Origin of the sequence: Chitinophaga deserti, from assembly GCF_003149455.1 — a bacterium.
Taxonomy (GTDB): domain Bacteria; phylum Bacteroidota; class Bacteroidia; order Chitinophagales; family Chitinophagaceae; genus Chitinophaga; species Chitinophaga deserti.
This window is the reverse complement of sequence record NZ_QFFK01000007.1, coordinates 307472-323151: the sequence shown is the minus strand read 5'-3', so window position 1 is coordinate 323151 and position 15680 is coordinate 307472. Positions and strand designations below refer to the sequence as shown.

Genomic DNA, 15680 nt, shown 5'->3' with positions numbered 1-15680 from the left:
ACATGTATGCGGGCAAAAAAGCAGATATACTATGCATTTATCTTTAACCAATAAAAAAGCACCCCTGCTGCTGCTGGCATGCCTTGCTCAGGCAGGACTTGCCGCTGCACAGGAGCGCCCTGCCGTAAGGGATTCTGTACACCCGTTAACGGAAGTAATAGTAACTGCCAATAAGTTTGAAGAGAAAAGCCGCTATGTTGCTCAAAAGGTGGAAGTGATACATGCACCGGAAATCAGGGCTTCATTGTCCAACAACACCGGAAGCCTGCTGGAGCAAAGCGGGAAAGTATTCGTACAAAGGAGCCAGCTGGGCGGCGGAAGCCCTGTGCTGCGGGGATTTGAAGCCAGCAGGATTTTGCTGGTGGTGGATGGCGTTCGGATGAACAACGCCATTTACCGCACAGGCCACCTGCAGAACGTGATCACGATAGACGATGATATTACCGAAATGGTAGAAATCATTTATGGCCCCGCATCCACCATTTACGGATCGGATGCACTGGGCGGCGTTATTCACTTCAGGACAAAATCGCCTCAGTTCAGCAAAACCTCCACTCATCTCTCCGCCCGCTACAGCAGCGCTTTCAGGGAATACACCGGGCATGCCGACGTGAATGTTGGCGGCAGGAAGTTCGCTTCCCTCACCTCCTTTTCCTACAGCGATATCGGCGACCTCCGCATGGGCGCACACCGCAATAGTGACGATGGCGAATGGGGTAAAAGGAAGCAATTTATCAGCCAGGTGAATGGCGTGGATTCTATCCTCACCAATCCCGACGATCGCATCCAGCGGCACAGTGCCTACCGGCAATACGACCTGCTGCAGAAGTTCCGCTGGCAGCCCCGCGAAGGCGGCGAGCACCTCCTGAATCTTCAATACTCCACCAGCAGCGATATCCCCCGGTACGACCGCCTCACCGATGTCCGCAATGGTAAACTCCGCTGGGCAGAATGGTACTACGGGCCGCAAGACAGGCTCATGGCATCCTGGCAATACAAAACCACCCGGCTCAGCGGCTTCTTCGACCAGCTGCTGGCAGGCGCCAGTTACCAGGCGGTGGAAGAAAGCAGGATGCAGCGGGCGTATCGCAATACCCAGCGCGAACATCGTGTAGAGAACATTCATGTTGCTGCCTTCCATCTCGATCTGCGCAAAAGCAAAGGCCGGCATGAACTGAATGCCGGGGGCGACGGGCAGCTCAATTTCCTGAAGTCTTCCGCATTCCGGCAAAACATTCAGCATGGCGGTAAAACCTTCGGGCTGGACACCCGTTATCCAGACGGCCGCAATTACATGCACTACTTCGGGGCTTATGCGCAGCACCTGTACAAGATTGTTCCTGGTAAACTCATCCTGAACGATGGCATCCGGGTGAACTACACCACGCTGCACAGCACCTTCGCGGATACCTCCCTGCTTCACCTGCCATTTACGGAGGCCAGTCAAAACCATGTTACGTACAGCGCCAACCTCGGCCTAATTTACCTCCCGGATGTGCAAACCAAGCTATCTGCAGGAGCATCCACAGGCTACAGGGCACCTAATATCGACGACATCGCCAAAGTATTTGAATCTGCAGGCGGCACACAACTGGTAGTACCTAACCCCGGCCTGAAGCCCGAACAAACCATCAACTTCGACCTGAGCGCCTCCAGGCAATTCGGGAAGCAGTTGTTTGTGGAGTTAAACGGGTTCTACAGCATCATGCGCAACGCTATAGTGCTGGACAGGTTCCGGTTCAATGGCAAAGATGAGATGTTGTACAACGGTGTGCTTACACCCGTTGTTGCTTCGCAGAATAAAGCAAAAGCCACTATTGCCGGCTTCCAGGCTTCGCTGCAATGGCAGGTGCTGGAAAAGCTGCGTGCCTATGGCCATGTCACTTACACCCACGGCCGCTATACCGATGGCAAAGGAGTGCGTATGCCCATGGATCACATCCCTCCCGTATTTGGGAAGGCGGGCATACAATACGGCTGGCGGCAGCTGGAAACGGAAGGCTATGTGCTTTTCAATGGCTGGAAGCGGGCTAAGAACTACAACCCAAATGGCGAAGACAATCTCGTATACGCTACGGAAAAAGGTATGCCTTCCTGGGCTACCATCAACCTTTCGGCACGCTACCCGGTTATGCCCTGGCTTAAAGTACAGGCCGGACTGGAAAACCTCCTAGACGTGCATTACCGCGTGTTCGCATCCGGCATCAGCAATCCGGGAAGAAACCTGGTACTGAAAGTACAGGCGGCTTTCTGATGCATCTGAGCAATATGTTACAAAAGAATGGCGGCTTCAAAATGGAGCCGCCATTCTTTTGATATAGGATATGGTTTAAAACAGATCAGCCAAAATGTAGCTCTACCCTGCACTGTCCCGGAATACTGAATTCCAGGCTCCCGTCTTCCAGCTTAATACCCTGCATCATCTCTTTATCCGCCTGCACCTGTCCGTCTGTCAAAGTAAACCCTTCCATGGGCATCAGGCGCAACCGGCAGAACATGTCCGGGTGCCCGCCTGCCTGGAATGCCACCCCATTCTCCAGTTGCTCCACTTTCTCAGAAATGGGATAGTCGAGGAACACGATGCAACCCCAATCTTCCAATACACTATAATGCCGGGAAACGATGGCGAAGGGAAGCCCTGCACCGTATACTTCCTGTCCCACAGTTCCGGAGGTTTCCCAGCCATCCTGCAGATCCTCCAGCGGTATCCAGGTATCGGTTTCTATCTCACCGGTTTTGGTTTTTTCCGCAATCATGCTTTTGTCGATCATGGGGGGATAATAGTAGGCACAACGGTGAACCATATACCGGATGTATTCCGACAAAAGTAGCGTGATATGAGACGGGAGGCCTGCCTCGGGAGCCATTTTGATGATATCGTGAAAGGAGGCCATCACTTCCAGTTCTTCATATACTGCAGCATACGGTGCATTATTCAGCGGATACAGTATAAAAAAGGTGGGGAATCCCTCACCATTGCCATAATTGCAATCCCACAAGCCGGTGTTCCGCATAATGCCGGCGAGGGCCGCCATGGCTGCCTGCAGGAAAACCTTTTCCTTCTTGATGATATACAGCCGCAGGAGCGCCTTTGCGGCAAATGCCGTTACATTGGCCTGGTAAAACAAATGAAAACCTTTCTGCTCCAGCGCCCTTCCCGCAGTGGCCGCTTCTTCGAGAAACCTATCCTCTCCCGAAATCTCATGCATCAGCAGCATGAGGTGGGCATAGATACCCGCTACATCATGTTCACCACCTTTACCGGGCTGCGTTTCCGCTTTAATTACTTCCAGCGTATCCAGGTGATAAAACACCGGCCACTCATACTTGAAATGATGTGCCACCTTAATGGCAAACTCCACAGAATTGAATAACAAATCCTTCAGGTGATCCTCTCCCGCCTTTACCATTCTCGCCAGGTTTACCAACGGGTGATGGAGATACCAGGAATCCATAACCCGGGGGTGCTTATGCTCCTCCGAAAGGTCCAGCCGGTCCATGGTTGAGGGCAACCAGCGGCCGGTTGCATTGATCTTTTCATCGTAGAAAAACGGAATACCATCCTTCAATGTCTGAACAATTTTCAATGGCTCGTTGCTCCAGCGTTCATAATCCATGAGAGGCAATAGCACCGCCAGTTGAACCATGAGTTCGGGAGGGGTATCATAGTCACATAAATACGCATTGAGATAGGAATGCCCGCCTGCACGGAACCAGCATCCGCAGTTCACCTGGAGGTCGCGCAGGGTATGGCTCAGAATATCGGGCCAGGGCTTATAGCTCGTTGGCGGAAGGGGTAGCTGCAGGTAAAGCCTTCCCGTCATTTCAAGGAACAGGGCTGCAAGATCGTTTTCTTTAGCTGGCAGCGATTCGTGCAGCATGAGAAAGGCATCACTGATAACGATCTCCTTCCCCGCAGGCAATGCCTTTTCCGGCGAAGGCGGCAGTCCAAAGCCCAGCTCCGGCCAGGCGCCACCTACCGTATCCGTTAGTTTGGTATGGGTGGCAATGGCGTAATCGTTGAGGGCAGTAAGGTTTTGAAAGTAAAGAAACGCACATGGGTCAGCAGATTCGATTCCGCCGAACAACCACCCGGAGCGCCCGCCTTCCTGCCTGACATGCACTTTCCCTTCCAATGCCTCCTGCTTGCCGGAAGCCTGCAGTACCATCAGGTCCCGCGGCCAGAAGGGAATACGAAAATCAGTGGATGGGGTCAGGTATGTGGTGCAACGCAACATGGGATACGACTGGTCCGGTAATGATACCATGATCCTGAAGCGGCCAGCAGATGTGGCCGCCTGCATGGAAAAAGTTCTGCCGCCGTCGTCCGTTTTCAATATCCTGAAGCCATTGCCGGGGAAATACCCGGCACGCAATGCCAGCACCGGCTGCTGCCGGAATGTAACCCTCAGCCATAGTGAGTCGTCGGACAATGTAGTTTCCAGCAACACATCACCTTTCTGTTTCCGCCAAAGGGCGCCTGCTACCTGCCGGCCATCGGAATAATACCAGGGAGAAAAACCATTCATAATTACCTGCTTTTAAAACAGCTGCAGCTTTTGCCTGCCTGGCTGGTAGAAGTATTTCCACAACTTCCAATGATTACAAACGGAATACCGGATTGATTACCAAAGCAATGTCCTGCTGCATAAAACAGTAACAGCCGGTATTTGATACCGGCTGTTACTTATTGAAGGTCTGCATGAATGATGATTACGCACCCCATGATGTGGAGGCTACAACATCAGATCAATTGCTGTTGGGGACGTACTTTCATTTCCACCACATCACAACGTTCAGGACGTGTTACAACAAAGAGCACTGCCGCCGCAATATCTTCCGCCATCAGCATCTTCTTTTCTTCCACCTTCTTCAGCTTTTCTGCAGATGACTGCTCCTGCATATCTGTATCCACGGCACCGGGCTCAATCAATGATACACGGATGCCTTTGGGATTCAGTTCCTTTCTTACAGCTTCGGCAAAACCCTGTATGCCTGATTTCGTAGCCACATACACGGAGCTTTTGCCTTCGCGGGTATCGGCACTCATGGAGCCAATGAAAATGATTTGGCCATGTTTGCCGGACTGCTCCATTCTTTTAGCCGCTTCGTGTGTGCAGGCAAGGTACCCCAGCACATTAACGGAGAGTATGTATTGCCATTTGTCGTAATCACCCTGCATGATACCCTCGTATCCCAGGGCGGCATTGTTCACAAGAATATCTATTCCACCCCGGGCATCCACTTCCGCGAAGATCTTTTCGATGCCTTCCTTTGTAGCCACATCCGCAGTAAAGCCTTCAGGGGCTTCCCCTCCTGCTACTTCCCGGATATCTTTAAGGGCTTCCTGCATAGGACCTTCTTCCCGGCCAAATATCAATACTCCGGCGCCTTCAGCGGCCAGCATCCTCGCAATTTCTCTCCCGATGCCCGTAGTGCCTCCCGTTATGAGTACCCGCTTCCCTGAAAGGGAAATCTGTTCGCCCGCCAATGTAAGCGGACTGGTTTGTTGCTCCTGCATAACCTGTTATTTTAGGTGTGATAAATCCATGCTGCTGCATCAGGCTTTACAAATTGTACTTTTTGAAGTGCGTCTTTCTGGGTGTCCTTCCACCATATTGCCCGTTTGTGGCGGGCAGTTCACCTGTTTCGATATAATGGCCGAAATTCTGCAGGTCTTCCTGCACCATATTCCTGAACAGGGGTGTAAACAGCCGTGCTACTGATTCACCTGCCGGGCCCATGGGTGCGCGGTAAGAAATCACCGCCTGGATCTCTGTTTGATCTTCTCCCGCATCACGGAATTCCACCTTTCCGGCGTTTTCCAGCAAACTGTCAGGCATTGAGTTCCATCCCAGGAAAGTGCCTTCTTCTTCCTTTACGATCTCCGCATCCCAGGATATCACCGCCGGGAATCCCGGGAAATGTGCTACCCAGTGAGAATGCGTTTCATCGCGCTGCTCCACAGATTTCAGGTGCTTCATAAACAGCGGCAGGTTTTCCAGTTTACGCCAGAAAGCGTATACTTCTGCACGGGGTTTATTGACCGTAATGGTGCTGCGGATATTAATGTTCTGCACCGGGTCGGGCAGCCGCTTTTTACCCATGGCTGAATATACCGGGCAATTACCCGATATGGCACGGTACAGCAGTAATACACCGGCGGCTCCCTTCAGGAAGTTTAGCCGCTTACCGGTTACCGCATTAAAAATCAGTGCCGCACCGGCAGCCGCCGAAGCATAGCGCTCCACGCGGCCAACGTTTACGGCGGGTTTTCCGCATGTTGATGCATTTTCATTCATATCAGATCCTTTTACTTGTGGTTGTTAATTATCCGTTTCGTTTTCTTCATCATCGGTATCATCTTCCGCCAGATCGTTTTCATCCAGTTCTTCCTCTTCTTCTTCAGAAATGTCATCATTTTCTTCTCCCGGAACCTTACGGGGAGCTGCCGCGCCACGTTCTGCTTCATCGCGGTTCACCTGCTGTGCGGTGACGTGAATTTCTTTTTCCTGCGTTTTCATAGCAATGATTTTTTAAAGTGAAAGATGTTATTACACCTCATACAAACGCCGTGCGTATTTCAACAACAGGGCAAACCAGTTGCGTTACGTGTAATGATTCCGCAAAATGAGGATATACGGGGAAACAACAACAGTGTGCGTTGCGGCTTACATGCCTCACCTCCGGAGGTATGGAGTTTGCTGCCTGTTGGAAGTACACCAATTGTTCAAATCATGGGAAAAGACAGAGATGGGAGATTCATCCCGCAAAAAGGAAAGCCTTCCGGCAACGGCCGCGAAAGCGAACTTGGGCTGCGCCCCAATTTGGAAGGCACTACGTATGAGCAGGACAGGAAAATAACTGAGAAGTATACGGAAAGCGATGAAAAAACCGCAGCCAATGTGCGGGTATTACATCCTAACCGTAATGTGCATAAAGGAGAAGAGGACCTCACTGCCCCGGAACCGCGCGCTAACGGCGAACCTACATCCGCACCGGGAAAAATTGCCGCCCAGGGTATCACCGAGCTGCCCGCCAATATAGACAGGGAACAATTTGCTGCCCTCGCCCGCCACCGGGCCAAATGGTCTATCACCATTTACCTGCCCACTCACCGCCGTGGCATGGAGGTAAACGAACAACTCGACAGTATAGCCCTCAAGCAACTCATCCGCCAGGCAGAGCTGTCGCTCATCAGCCAGGGCGCCCCGCGGGAAGAACTCCGGCCTTTGATGGAATGCGCCCGTATCATGGTGCACGACGATGCGTTCTGGCGCAACCAGCGTGAAGGGCTCGCCATCTTTCTTGCCCCCGGCAATTGCCAGTTCATCCGCCTGCCCTTCACCGTAAAAGAAGAATGCTATATCAATCATTCGTTTTATGTAAGCCCGCTCCTTCCGCTCCTTACCACTCAGGAAAAATTCTTCCTCCTTGCCCTCAGCAAGCACAAAGCCACACTATATGAGGCCGATGCATGGGGCATGCAGGAAGTGGAAGTGCCCGGTATGCCGCGGGGCGTGGAGGATGTCGTACACTTTGAAGAGAAAGACGACCAGAAGCTTTTCCGCACCAGCAGCTCAGGCGCTGGCCAGGGGGCCAATTATCATGGCATTGGAGCCGGCAAGCCCGATAACAAAGCCAATATCTCCATGTATCTCGATGAGGTGGATGAAACCCTCTGGAAAGAAATACTCAACACCAGCAACCAGCCTCTCCTGCTGGCTGGCGTGGAATACATCCTCCCCCTCTTCAGGCAGCGCACCAAGTACCGGTATATGTCTGAACAGGCACTCACCGGAAATATGGAGCATACGCCGGTTCAGGAGCTTTATAGCAATGCCCGCCAGGTAATGGAGCCTTATTTCCTTGAAAAACGCGATAAGGCCATTGAGCGGTTCAGCAATAACCTCGGTAACAACCTTAGCTCCCGGGAACCGGCTGACATTATTCCTGCCTGCTATTACGCCCGCACGGAAGTGCTGCTCGTCAGCGAAGGGGCACGCCTCTGGGGTACCTTCAGCGAGCAGGACAATATCCTCCGGTTACATGATAGTGAGGCAGACGGAGGCGAATGCATGGTTAATGCAGCCGTTACGCAGGCATTACTCCATGGCGCGGAAGTACATTACGTGCCACCGGATAACATGCCCGGAAACGGGCCGCTGGCTGCTTTAATGCGCTACTAAATAAAAGGGCCGCCTCATCTGTTTGAGGCGGCCCTTTTTTATGGCAGTTCTGCCATTATCCTTTATCGAGCAGGCGGAGCGCCTCATTGTCTTTGTATTGAACGATCTGTTTGCGCAGTTCGGCTTTCAGCTCTGCGGTAATTTTCTCATAGCCCTTAGCTCCGATCAGGTTCTTTACCTGTCCGGGATCTTTGGCGAGGTCGTACAATTCCCAGCTGTCTGCCGGCCCGTAGAACCGTATCAGTGAATACCGTTCCGTACGCACGCCGAAGTGAGGCGATACTTTATGCGGTTCGGGATACTCGTAGTAGTGGTAATATGCCGCCTTACGCCAGGTGGACTTATTGCCGCCCTTGGTAACCAGCGGCATAAACGAGCGGCCCTGCATCTCTTCCGGAGCAGTTACGCCTGCCCAGTCGAGGATGGTAGGCGCCCAGTCGATGTTACACATCAGCCCGTCTACCTTCGTACCCGGTTTGATGACACCGGGGTAACGTACTACAAAGGGGGTACGCAGGGATTCTTCGTACATAAACCGCTTGTCGAACCAGCCATGCTCGCCCATATAAAAACCCTGATCGGAAGCGTATACGACTACTGTGTTTTCAGCAAGACCGCTGCGGTCGAGATATTCAAGCAGGCGGCCGATGTTACGGTCGAGGGAGTTGGCGGTGGCGAGGTAGTCTTTCAGGTAGCGCTGGTACTTCCAGGCGGTGAGGGCATCACCTGTTAGTTTCTTTTCGTCGAACTCCTTTGTAACCTTACCATCGTAATATCCTTTGAAGGCGCTCAGCTGCTCCGGAGTGAAGCGGTTATAGACCCATCCGTTGTAGTTGGCATGTACTTTCAGGTCGAAGTCGAGGCGCATGGTTTTGGAGATGGTCATATCCTGGTTACGTGCTGCTTCGCGGTTTTCGTACGTATCGTTGAAATTAGCGGGCACCGGGAAGTTAACGTCATCGTATGCGCCGAGGTCCTGCAGGTCGGGCAGCCATTCCCGGTGGGTAGCTTTATGGCCTACCACCAGCATGAAGGGTTTGGAAGTATCGCGGTGCCGGATCCAGTCGATGGAGTAGTCGGTCACGAGGTTGGTTACGTAACCCTGTGAGCGGGCGGTATCCTGCCCTTTTTCAATAAAATCCGGGTTGTAATAATGCCCCTGCCCCGGCAGGATGCGCCAGTAATCAAAGCCTTCCGGCAGGCTGCCCAGGTGCCATTTACCGATCCAGGCCGTTTGATATTGATTTTGCTGCAGCACGCGGGGGAAGAGCACCTGCGTTACATCGAACCGCTGTTCGTTACGCGGATAACCGTTACGGTGACTGTACTTACCGGTGAGCAATGTAGCCCGGCTGGGCCCGCAAATGGAGTTAGTGACGAGGGCATTCCGGAAGATAGCGCCTTCGCGGGCAATACGGTCGATATGCGGTGTTTGTACCAGCTTGCCGCCATAAGCACTTACCGCCTGAAAGGCATGATCATCAGAAAATATGAAAATGATATTCGGCCTTTTGGATGATTGTGCGGAAGCGTTCACGCCCCACACCATCAGCGAAGCCATGAGCAAGCTGCGGATATACATCTGAAGTGGGTTTTTAATGGTCCGGTCAAATATAATCATCAAGACCGGGATAGATGCATAATTTCGAAATCTTCTAAAACCGGATGCAGTCACCTTCGAAAATATCTATGCCTTAGTACAATTAACCTTCGACGTCCTGCAATACCTAATGCACTGATATTGAATATCTTCTAATGGCAGTCGCACACACTTCCGGTGCGCTTTTTGTATATTAAGGGATAACAAAAAACTCAATATTATGGCCATCTTAGATTCTCTCATCCCGTTTACCGGAAGGCTCGGCAATATCATTGCCTACAAGCGTAACGGTAAGCATTGTTTACGCACCGTTCCTGACACCGTGCGGCAAACTGCTAACACCCGCCGTGCTGCTAAAACGTTTGGCGCAGCCAGCCGTAAAGGCGCTCTTGTCCGCAATGCCATCAGGCCGCACCTGGACATCTTCCCCGACCGTGCGCTGGTAAACCGTCTCAACAGCTACATTTTAGAAGCAGGCAGAAACAACCACGCAGGCCTGAAAGGATTCCGCTTCAATGGTTACACTGGGTTAAGCAAGTACTTCGGCCCGCCGCCTGTATTCACTAAAGACGGCAGGCTCCATATTCCACCGCAATGCTTTCAGCGATTTAAAAAAGCCGTCCGCATGGAGATCAAAGTGATCGCTTCCCGGATCGATTTCAGCACCCGTTCTATTACAGGTACAGACACTGCCGTGCTGAGCATTGATCTCAACGAGCGCTTCCAGGATTTCGAAGGCGGGGATCTGTGGGTTAACGTACCGGGTAAAGGCACCCTGGTAGTAGCGTTACAGGTAAAGCAGTTTTTTGATGATTTTGACATCCGCGACAGGAAGTGCGAAGCAGCAGATATTATCGCCGTTGTAGAAGACCAGCCAAAGAAAGTGGTTACCACCCAGGTTAATCCCCATAAGCATCTCTCTTACCCGCCACGAACCATCGTTCACAAACCGGTTCCCGTTCAAAACGGACTGCCGGTTATCCAACGGGAATAGCATATCGCCATAATTGAGAGATTTTGTTATAACTAATTAAATATCAGATAATATGGAACCCAAATCTACCCGGCAGGCCGCTCCTCCGCCAGCCAATGCCATGGGCAATAAGAGCCCAATCTTCCCTTTCCCCGCCTGCTATCAGTAAAACCCCACTTCCGCATCGCATCCGCACCACCTCCGCATCAAGTCCACCTCATCTCCGAACTTAATTGCAGGTTCACCCGTAGTTGTCCCGTACATGCTACGTAGATACTACATTGTAATAAACTTGTAATAAGCTTCAAATAAGCTTGTGAGTGCACTATCACCCCGAAAACTATATGTATGAAGGTATTACGTCCTTATGCCAGGATACCCCTTTCCCCAAATAAAAGTTAAATCCCTTCCCGGCAGAAAACCGGATCGTAAATCCTACTAAATTGCCATCAAATCCCTCAAAACCCATGCGCGTTGTCCTCATCCCCTTTCTGCTCATTGCAGCAACTTCGGTGAACGCTCAAACACATCAATGGGCCGTTATTGAAGACGCAGATCATTTTACCAATATCCGTCAGGCTCCATCGGCTAATGCACCTGTGGTAGACAGTATTGGGGAGAATCAGTTTTTTGTGGTGGAAAAGAAACGGGGTGACTGGTGGAAAGTACTGAATCAGTCTATTACTCCGGATGGCTCCGGGTATATTCATAAAAGCCGTGTAAGGCTCATCAACCAACTGCCCGATACCGCAGCACAGCGCCTGCTACGTAAAGTATTCGGCGGTTACCAACGCCTTGTGAGCCTTCGTAATGATATCAACGAACGCAGGGAAAATACACCGGATAAATTTACGGCAGAGGATAACGCATTACTCCTCAAAACGAGTCAATCCATTTCCGATACGTACGATAACTCCTATGAACCCGCGTTGCGCTTCCTGCCGAAGTATCTCTGCCGCACAAACGACGATCGCATATTACAGGACCTTTTCCGCATTATGGTGGCCGACACCGGCTCTGCCAGCGAAACACCCGGAGATGCACTTGGAGAATGCTACATCTGCCAGCCGGAGTGGTTCCTGAAACAGCTGCGCACCCTGCCTTCCGAAGAGCGGAATATCATATTCAAACAAACGCAATTCGGATTAGAGAACAACATGGAGGTAGCTGCTGATAAAAGGGCTGCCTTGTCAGAAATGCTGAATGTGGAAATGGTAAGGAAACAAAGTCAATAGTTGCCCACCACGCAGGCGACAACATCCTTTTCATCCACATATCCGAGAAAACGGGAATCAAGTGCGCGATGCCTGTTGTCTCCCATAACGAAATACTTGCCTGCCGGAATTTTTATCTGTCCGAAATGGTCTACATTCCAGCGGTGCTTCCAGACTTTTTCAAATTCATCAAGTGTTTCACCTTTTGCCGTAATATAACGGGTGCCGCTTATTTTTAGCTCATTCAGCCTCGCAAGGCTGAGTGTTACAATAGCTGAGTCTGATGGGGAATAACAAACCTGCTCTTTCGTAATTTCATCTTCAAGCTGTAAACGGGTAAACAGGTCCTTGTGAATATAGAACATATACTGAGCAAATGCGGAATCCTTTGCCCTTTGGCCATTCAAATACACATCACCGGCACGTATTTCCAATACATCGCCCGGCATACCAATTATGCGGAATATCCATATACCTTTTTCGCCATTATCAGGATTCACCGCATTGTATAAAAGGAATTTCCCACGTTCCGGTTTGGATAATTTAGAAGCAACCAGCAACTGACCCTCTTTCAATGTTGGGTAATTGGAAGGAACAGCCACTGTGTAAAATTCGAGGGCTTTGGTGATGCGGGCTACAAAAAAAACGCCTATTAGCACCCCGGCTCAGATAGCAACGGCTTTCAATGCTTTATTCATAGGTAATCGGAAATTTAAAAGGTAAGATACTGCTTTACTGCATAAACACATCCTCCCGCGTGAGGTCGTAAAACAGGTTTTGCAGCTGGTGCAGATGGATGACCGGCTTGCCATATGGCGCAAATCCCCCTTCATGGGCTGCAAGGGGCTGAAACTTATCGCCTTCGTCGCGGATGTAGATACTGTCGGTACGGTTGTATTTGTACGTGTAGATGTCCGGATCTTCCCCATAATCCCGGTCTCCCGCCAGGAAACCGAACTGAAAAAGATAAGATACATCCAGCTGAACGGGGTTCGCTTTTTCCAGTGGCAGGCGGCTGCGCGGCAGGCCTGTATTGAATACATAACCTTCGTGTATGCCTTCCACACGGAACACGGTCTCGGTCATATGGTAATCGTAATACCACAGCAAATTACCGACCCTGATGTCCGATGCTTCAATCATGCCTGAAAAATAGCGCATTTTAGGGGCTTCCCAAAATTGGAAAAGTGGCGCTGCGGTCAGGATTCGTCGCGCGTGTTACGTACCAGGCCAATGCCAGACACGAAAAAGATAAGGCCGATTACCCCGGCCACTGCCAGCACCCGCCAGCCATCGCTCTGCCGGATGAATCCATACCCGGCATAAATAATCCCTACTATTCCTAAAATGGTAAGGATGGTTCCAAATGTCCTTTTCACGTTCATATGCTCAGATTTACCAGTTCAAGATCAATATTTGTGCCTTTATCTCCTCCAAACACCAGATTTTCATTATCTTTCCCCGGAACATTTATCCCTCAACATGATCCGTTTGTTAAACATTATGGACTGGTTCGGCCCGTTACCGGTATTTGAAAAAGTATTCTGGTCCGTAGCCATCCTCTTCTCGCTCCTCTTTCTCATTCAAAACGTACTGAGCCTCATCGGTGGTGAACACGACGGTGCAACCGGCGATGTTTCCGATATGCTGGATGCGGACGATGGCATCGGTTTCCAGTTTTTCACCATCCGCAACATGTTCGGTTTCTTCACCATTTTCGGGTGGGTAGGCCTCGCATGTATCCACAACGGTTTCTCCCCTACGGTTACCGTCATCACTTCCGTAGTTGCCGGATTCGGGATGATGCTCCTGATGGCCGTACTCTTTTACTATACCGGCCGCCTCGCCTACAACGGCACCCTGCAGATGCAAAACGCCGTAAAAGCCTCCGGCACCGTATACCTCACCATCCCCGCCGCAAGAACCGGAACGGGTAAAGTAACCCTGCAGGTACAGGGCTCCTGGCGCGAACTGGATGCCATGACCGATGAGGACGCTCCCATTGCTACCGGCACCCTGGTAACCGTGGCCTCCGTACTCGACAATCAGATTCTCCTCGTAACCAAACAAACCCGATAAACTTATGGATTTTGTTTTGATTGCCGTCCTGGTGGCGGTCTTCTTCGTATTCACCCTTCTCTATGCCCTCTTTAAGCGTTACAAACGCTGTCCTTCCGACCAGATCCTAGTTGTATATGGTAAAGTAGGCAAAGGGCCCGACGGGTCGCACAGTGCCAAATGTATCCACGGCGGCGCCGCCTTCATCTGGCCCGTGATCCAGGATTACGCCTTTATGGAGCTGACGCCTATCTCCATCGAGGTTAACCTCACCAACGCCCTCAGCCGGCAGAACATCCGGGTAGACGTGCCCTCCCGCTTCACCGTGGCCATCTCTACCGAACCCGGTACCATGACCAACGCCGCAGAAAGGCTCCTTGGCCTGCAGCGCGCCGCCATCCACGACCTCGCCAAAGACATCATCTTCGGCCAGCTCCGCCTCGTGGTAGCCACCATGGATATTGAAGAGATCAATAACAACCGCGATAAATTCCTCGCCAACGTAGCCTCCAACGTAGAAGCCGAGATCAAGAAGATCGGTATGAAACTGATCAACGTGAACGTAACGGATATCAAGGATGAATCCGGCTACATCGAAGCACTGGGTAAGGAAGCCGCCGCCAAAGCCATCAACGAAGCCAAGAAAAGCGTGGCTGAGCAGGAGAAACTGGGTGAAACCGGTAAAGCGGAAGCCGACCGGGAAAAGGATATCACCATCCAGCAAACCCTCAAAAACCGCGACGTTAGCATCGCAGAAACGCAGCGCGACAGGGACACCCTGATTGCCACGGCCAACAAAGACAAATCCGTTCTCATCGCCGCCGCCAACCGCGACGAGGCCATTGGTAAAGCCGAAGCAGAAAGAGATACCCGTATCCGTGCCTCACAGGCCAATGCCCTCGCGGTAGAAGGGGAAAACACCGCCCGCATCCAGATCGCCCAGTCGGAAGCCAGCCGCCGCGAAAGAGAAGCAGAAGCTTCCAAACGCGCTGTGGCGGCAGAAAAGATACAGTCTGCAAAAGCCCTCGAAGAAGCATACCTCGCTGAAAGGAATGCGGAAGAAGCCCGCGCCAGCCGCGAGCGCGCTTCCCAGAATGCCAACATCGTGGTAACTGCGGAGATCCAGAAACAGAAAGCCATCATCGAAGCACAGGCCGAAGCAGAAAAGATCCGTGAAAAAGCAAAAGGTGAAGCGGATGCCATCTATGCCAAAATGGAAGCGGAAGCAAAAGGTATGTATGAAATCCTCACCAAACAGGCACAGGGCCTCGACCGTATCGTGCAGGCCGCCGGCAACAATTCCAAAGATGCCGTACTCCTGCTCATTGCAGACAAACTGCCCGAACTGGTGAAACTGCAGACCGAAGCCATCAAGAACATCAAGATCGACAAGGTTACCGTGTGGGAAGGCGCTAATAACGCTAACGGACAATCATCCACCGCCGGTTTCATCAGCGGACTTTATAAGGCCGTACCACCATTACAGGACATGTTTAATATGGCCGGTATGGACCTCCCCACCTTCCTCGGGAAGCAAAAAAACGGGGACGATATTCTTCCAACTATCACTGAAGAAAAATAACTTACAGAAGCCATCTTTACGATGGCTTCTTTTTTTCACCTAAATACATCACTATTCACTAAAC

14 protein-coding genes are annotated in these 15680 nt (G+C 51.4%); 6 read left to right on the top strand and 8 right to left on the bottom strand.

Annotated features, from left to right (window positions below):
* Positions 1-31 precede the first annotated feature (31 nt).
* Entirely contained in the window at positions 32-2254 is a 2223-nt protein-coding gene (locus tag DEV76_RS17915; RefSeq protein WP_109699292.1) for a TonB-dependent receptor plug domain-containing protein, read from the top strand.
* Between the two features lie 85 nt (positions 2255-2339).
* On the opposite strand, the gene DEV76_RS17910 is transcribed toward DEV76_RS17915, so the two are convergent.
* From DEV76_RS17910 to DEV76_RS17895, 4 genes are all read right to left on the bottom strand, one after another.
* Positions 2340-4529, bottom strand: a complete 2190-nt coding sequence (locus tag DEV76_RS17910; RefSeq protein WP_109699291.1) for a hypothetical protein — start codon at positions 4527-4529, stop codon at positions 2340-2342.
* A gap of 215 nt (positions 4530-4744) precedes the next feature.
* Positions 4745-5521: an SDR family oxidoreductase gene (locus DEV76_RS17905; RefSeq protein ID WP_109699290.1), complete on the bottom strand. Its 777-nt coding sequence runs from the start codon at positions 5519-5521 to the stop codon at positions 4745-4747.
* Between the two features lie 46 nt (positions 5522-5567).
* Positions 5568-6302, bottom strand: coding sequence for a YgaP-like transmembrane domain (locus DEV76_RS17900; protein ID WP_109699289.1), 735 nt, complete (start codon positions 6300-6302; stop codon positions 5568-5570).
* 24 nt (positions 6303-6326) lie between these two features.
* A complete protein-coding gene (locus tag DEV76_RS17895) occupies positions 6327-6524 on the bottom strand; it encodes a hypothetical protein (RefSeq protein ID WP_109699288.1) in 198 nt (65 codons plus the stop codon).
* A 213-nt stretch (positions 6525-6737) separates the two neighbouring features.
* Between DEV76_RS17895 and DEV76_RS17890 the strand changes: the two genes are divergently transcribed.
* Positions 6738-8189 (top strand): baeRF7 domain-containing protein, encoded by a 1452-nt coding sequence (locus DEV76_RS17890; RefSeq protein WP_109699287.1) that lies wholly within the window; start codon positions 6738-6740, stop codon positions 8187-8189.
* A 55-nt stretch (positions 8190-8244) separates the two neighbouring features.
* On the opposite strand, the gene DEV76_RS17885 is transcribed toward DEV76_RS17890, so the two are convergent.
* A complete protein-coding gene (locus tag DEV76_RS17885; RefSeq protein WP_109699377.1) occupies positions 8245-9771 on the bottom strand; it encodes a sulfatase family protein in 1527 nt (508 codons plus the stop codon).
* 238 nt (positions 9772-10009) lie between these two features.
* On the opposite strand from DEV76_RS17885, the gene DEV76_RS17880 reads away from it, so the two are divergent.
* Together DEV76_RS17880 and DEV76_RS17875 are read left to right on the top strand one after the other, a co-directional pair.
* Positions 10010-10783: a hypothetical protein gene (locus DEV76_RS17880; RefSeq protein ID WP_109699286.1), complete on the top strand. Its 774-nt coding sequence runs from the start codon at positions 10010-10012 to the stop codon at positions 10781-10783.
* A 446-nt stretch (positions 10784-11229) separates the two neighbouring features.
* Positions 11230-11997, top strand: a complete 768-nt coding sequence (locus DEV76_RS17875) for an SH3 domain-containing protein (protein ID WP_109699285.1) — start codon at positions 11230-11232, stop codon at positions 11995-11997.
* Here DEV76_RS17875 and lepB read toward each other — a convergent pair.
* The 3 genes from lepB to DEV76_RS17860 all read right to left on the bottom strand — a co-directional run bounded on the left by lepB (position 11991) and on the right by DEV76_RS17860 (position 13361).
* Complete coding sequence (gene lepB, locus DEV76_RS17870; protein WP_109699284.1) at positions 11991-12635, bottom strand: signal peptidase I; 645 nt, start codon at positions 12633-12635, stop codon at positions 11991-11993. The genes DEV76_RS17875 and lepB overlap by 7 nt on opposite strands.
* A 73-nt stretch (positions 12636-12708) precedes the next feature.
* Complete coding sequence (locus DEV76_RS17865) at positions 12709-13119, bottom strand: hypothetical protein (RefSeq protein WP_157962963.1); 411 nt, start codon at positions 13117-13119, stop codon at positions 12709-12711.
* Positions 13120-13175: 56 nt separating this feature from the next.
* Positions 13176-13361, bottom strand: coding sequence for a hypothetical protein (locus DEV76_RS17860; protein ID WP_109699282.1), 186 nt, complete (start codon positions 13359-13361; stop codon positions 13176-13178).
* Positions 13362-13458: 97 nt separating this feature from the next.
* Between DEV76_RS17860 and DEV76_RS17855 the strand changes: the two genes are divergently transcribed.
* The gene (locus DEV76_RS17855; protein WP_198652114.1) at positions 13459-14055 is read left to right on the top strand and encodes a hypothetical protein; all 597 of its coding nucleotides are present in this window, start codon (positions 13459-13461) and stop codon (positions 14053-14055) included.
* A gap of 4 nt (positions 14056-14059) precedes the next feature.
* Positions 14060-15616, top strand: a complete 1557-nt coding sequence (locus tag DEV76_RS17850; protein ID WP_109699281.1) for a flotillin family protein — start codon at positions 14060-14062, stop codon at positions 15614-15616.
* Positions 15617-15680 lie beyond the last annotated feature (64 nt).

Bases quoted from the DNA above. Each gene is read 5' to 3' on its own strand.
- DEV76_RS17850 (WP_109699281.1), top strand. From the start codon at position 14,060: ATGGATTTTGTTTTGATTGCCGTCCTGGTGGCGGTCTTCTTCGTATTC.
- DEV76_RS17860 (WP_109699282.1), bottom strand. From the start codon at position 13,361: ATGAACGTGAAAAGGACATTTGGAACCATCCTTACCATTTTAGGAATA.
- DEV76_RS17890 (WP_109699287.1), top strand. From the start codon at position 6,738: ATGGGAAAAGACAGAGATGGGAGATTCATCCCGCAAAAAGGAAAGCCT.
- DEV76_RS17905 (WP_109699290.1), bottom strand. From the start codon at position 5,521: ATGCAGGAGCAACAAACCAGTCCGCTTACATTGGCGGGCGAACAGATT.
- DEV76_RS17880 (WP_109699286.1), top strand. From the start codon at position 10,010: ATGGCCATCTTAGATTCTCTCATCCCGTTTACCGGAAGGCTCGGCAAT.
- DEV76_RS17885 (WP_109699377.1), bottom strand. From the start codon at position 9,771: ATGTATATCCGCAGCTTGCTCATGGCTTCGCTGATGGTGTGGGGCGTG.
- DEV76_RS17865 (WP_157962963.1), bottom strand. From the start codon at position 13,119: ATGATTGAAGCATCGGACATCAGGGTCGGTAATTTGCTGTGGTATTAC.
- DEV76_RS17895 (WP_109699288.1), bottom strand. From the start codon at position 6,524: ATGAAAACGCAGGAAAAAGAAATTCACGTCACCGCACAGCAGGTGAAC.
- DEV76_RS17855 (WP_198652114.1), top strand. From the start codon at position 13,459: ATGATCCGTTTGTTAAACATTATGGACTGGTTCGGCCCGTTACCGGTA.
- DEV76_RS17910 (WP_109699291.1), bottom strand. From the start codon at position 4,529: ATGAATGGTTTTTCTCCCTGGTATTATTCCGATGGCCGGCAGGTAGCA.
- DEV76_RS17900 (WP_109699289.1), bottom strand. From the start codon at position 6,302: ATGAATGAAAATGCATCAACATGCGGAAAACCCGCCGTAAACGTTGGC.
- DEV76_RS17915 (WP_109699292.1), top strand. From the start codon at position 32: ATGCATTTATCTTTAACCAATAAAAAAGCACCCCTGCTGCTGCTGGCA.
- DEV76_RS17875 (WP_109699285.1), top strand. From the start codon at position 11,230: ATGCGCGTTGTCCTCATCCCCTTTCTGCTCATTGCAGCAACTTCGGTG.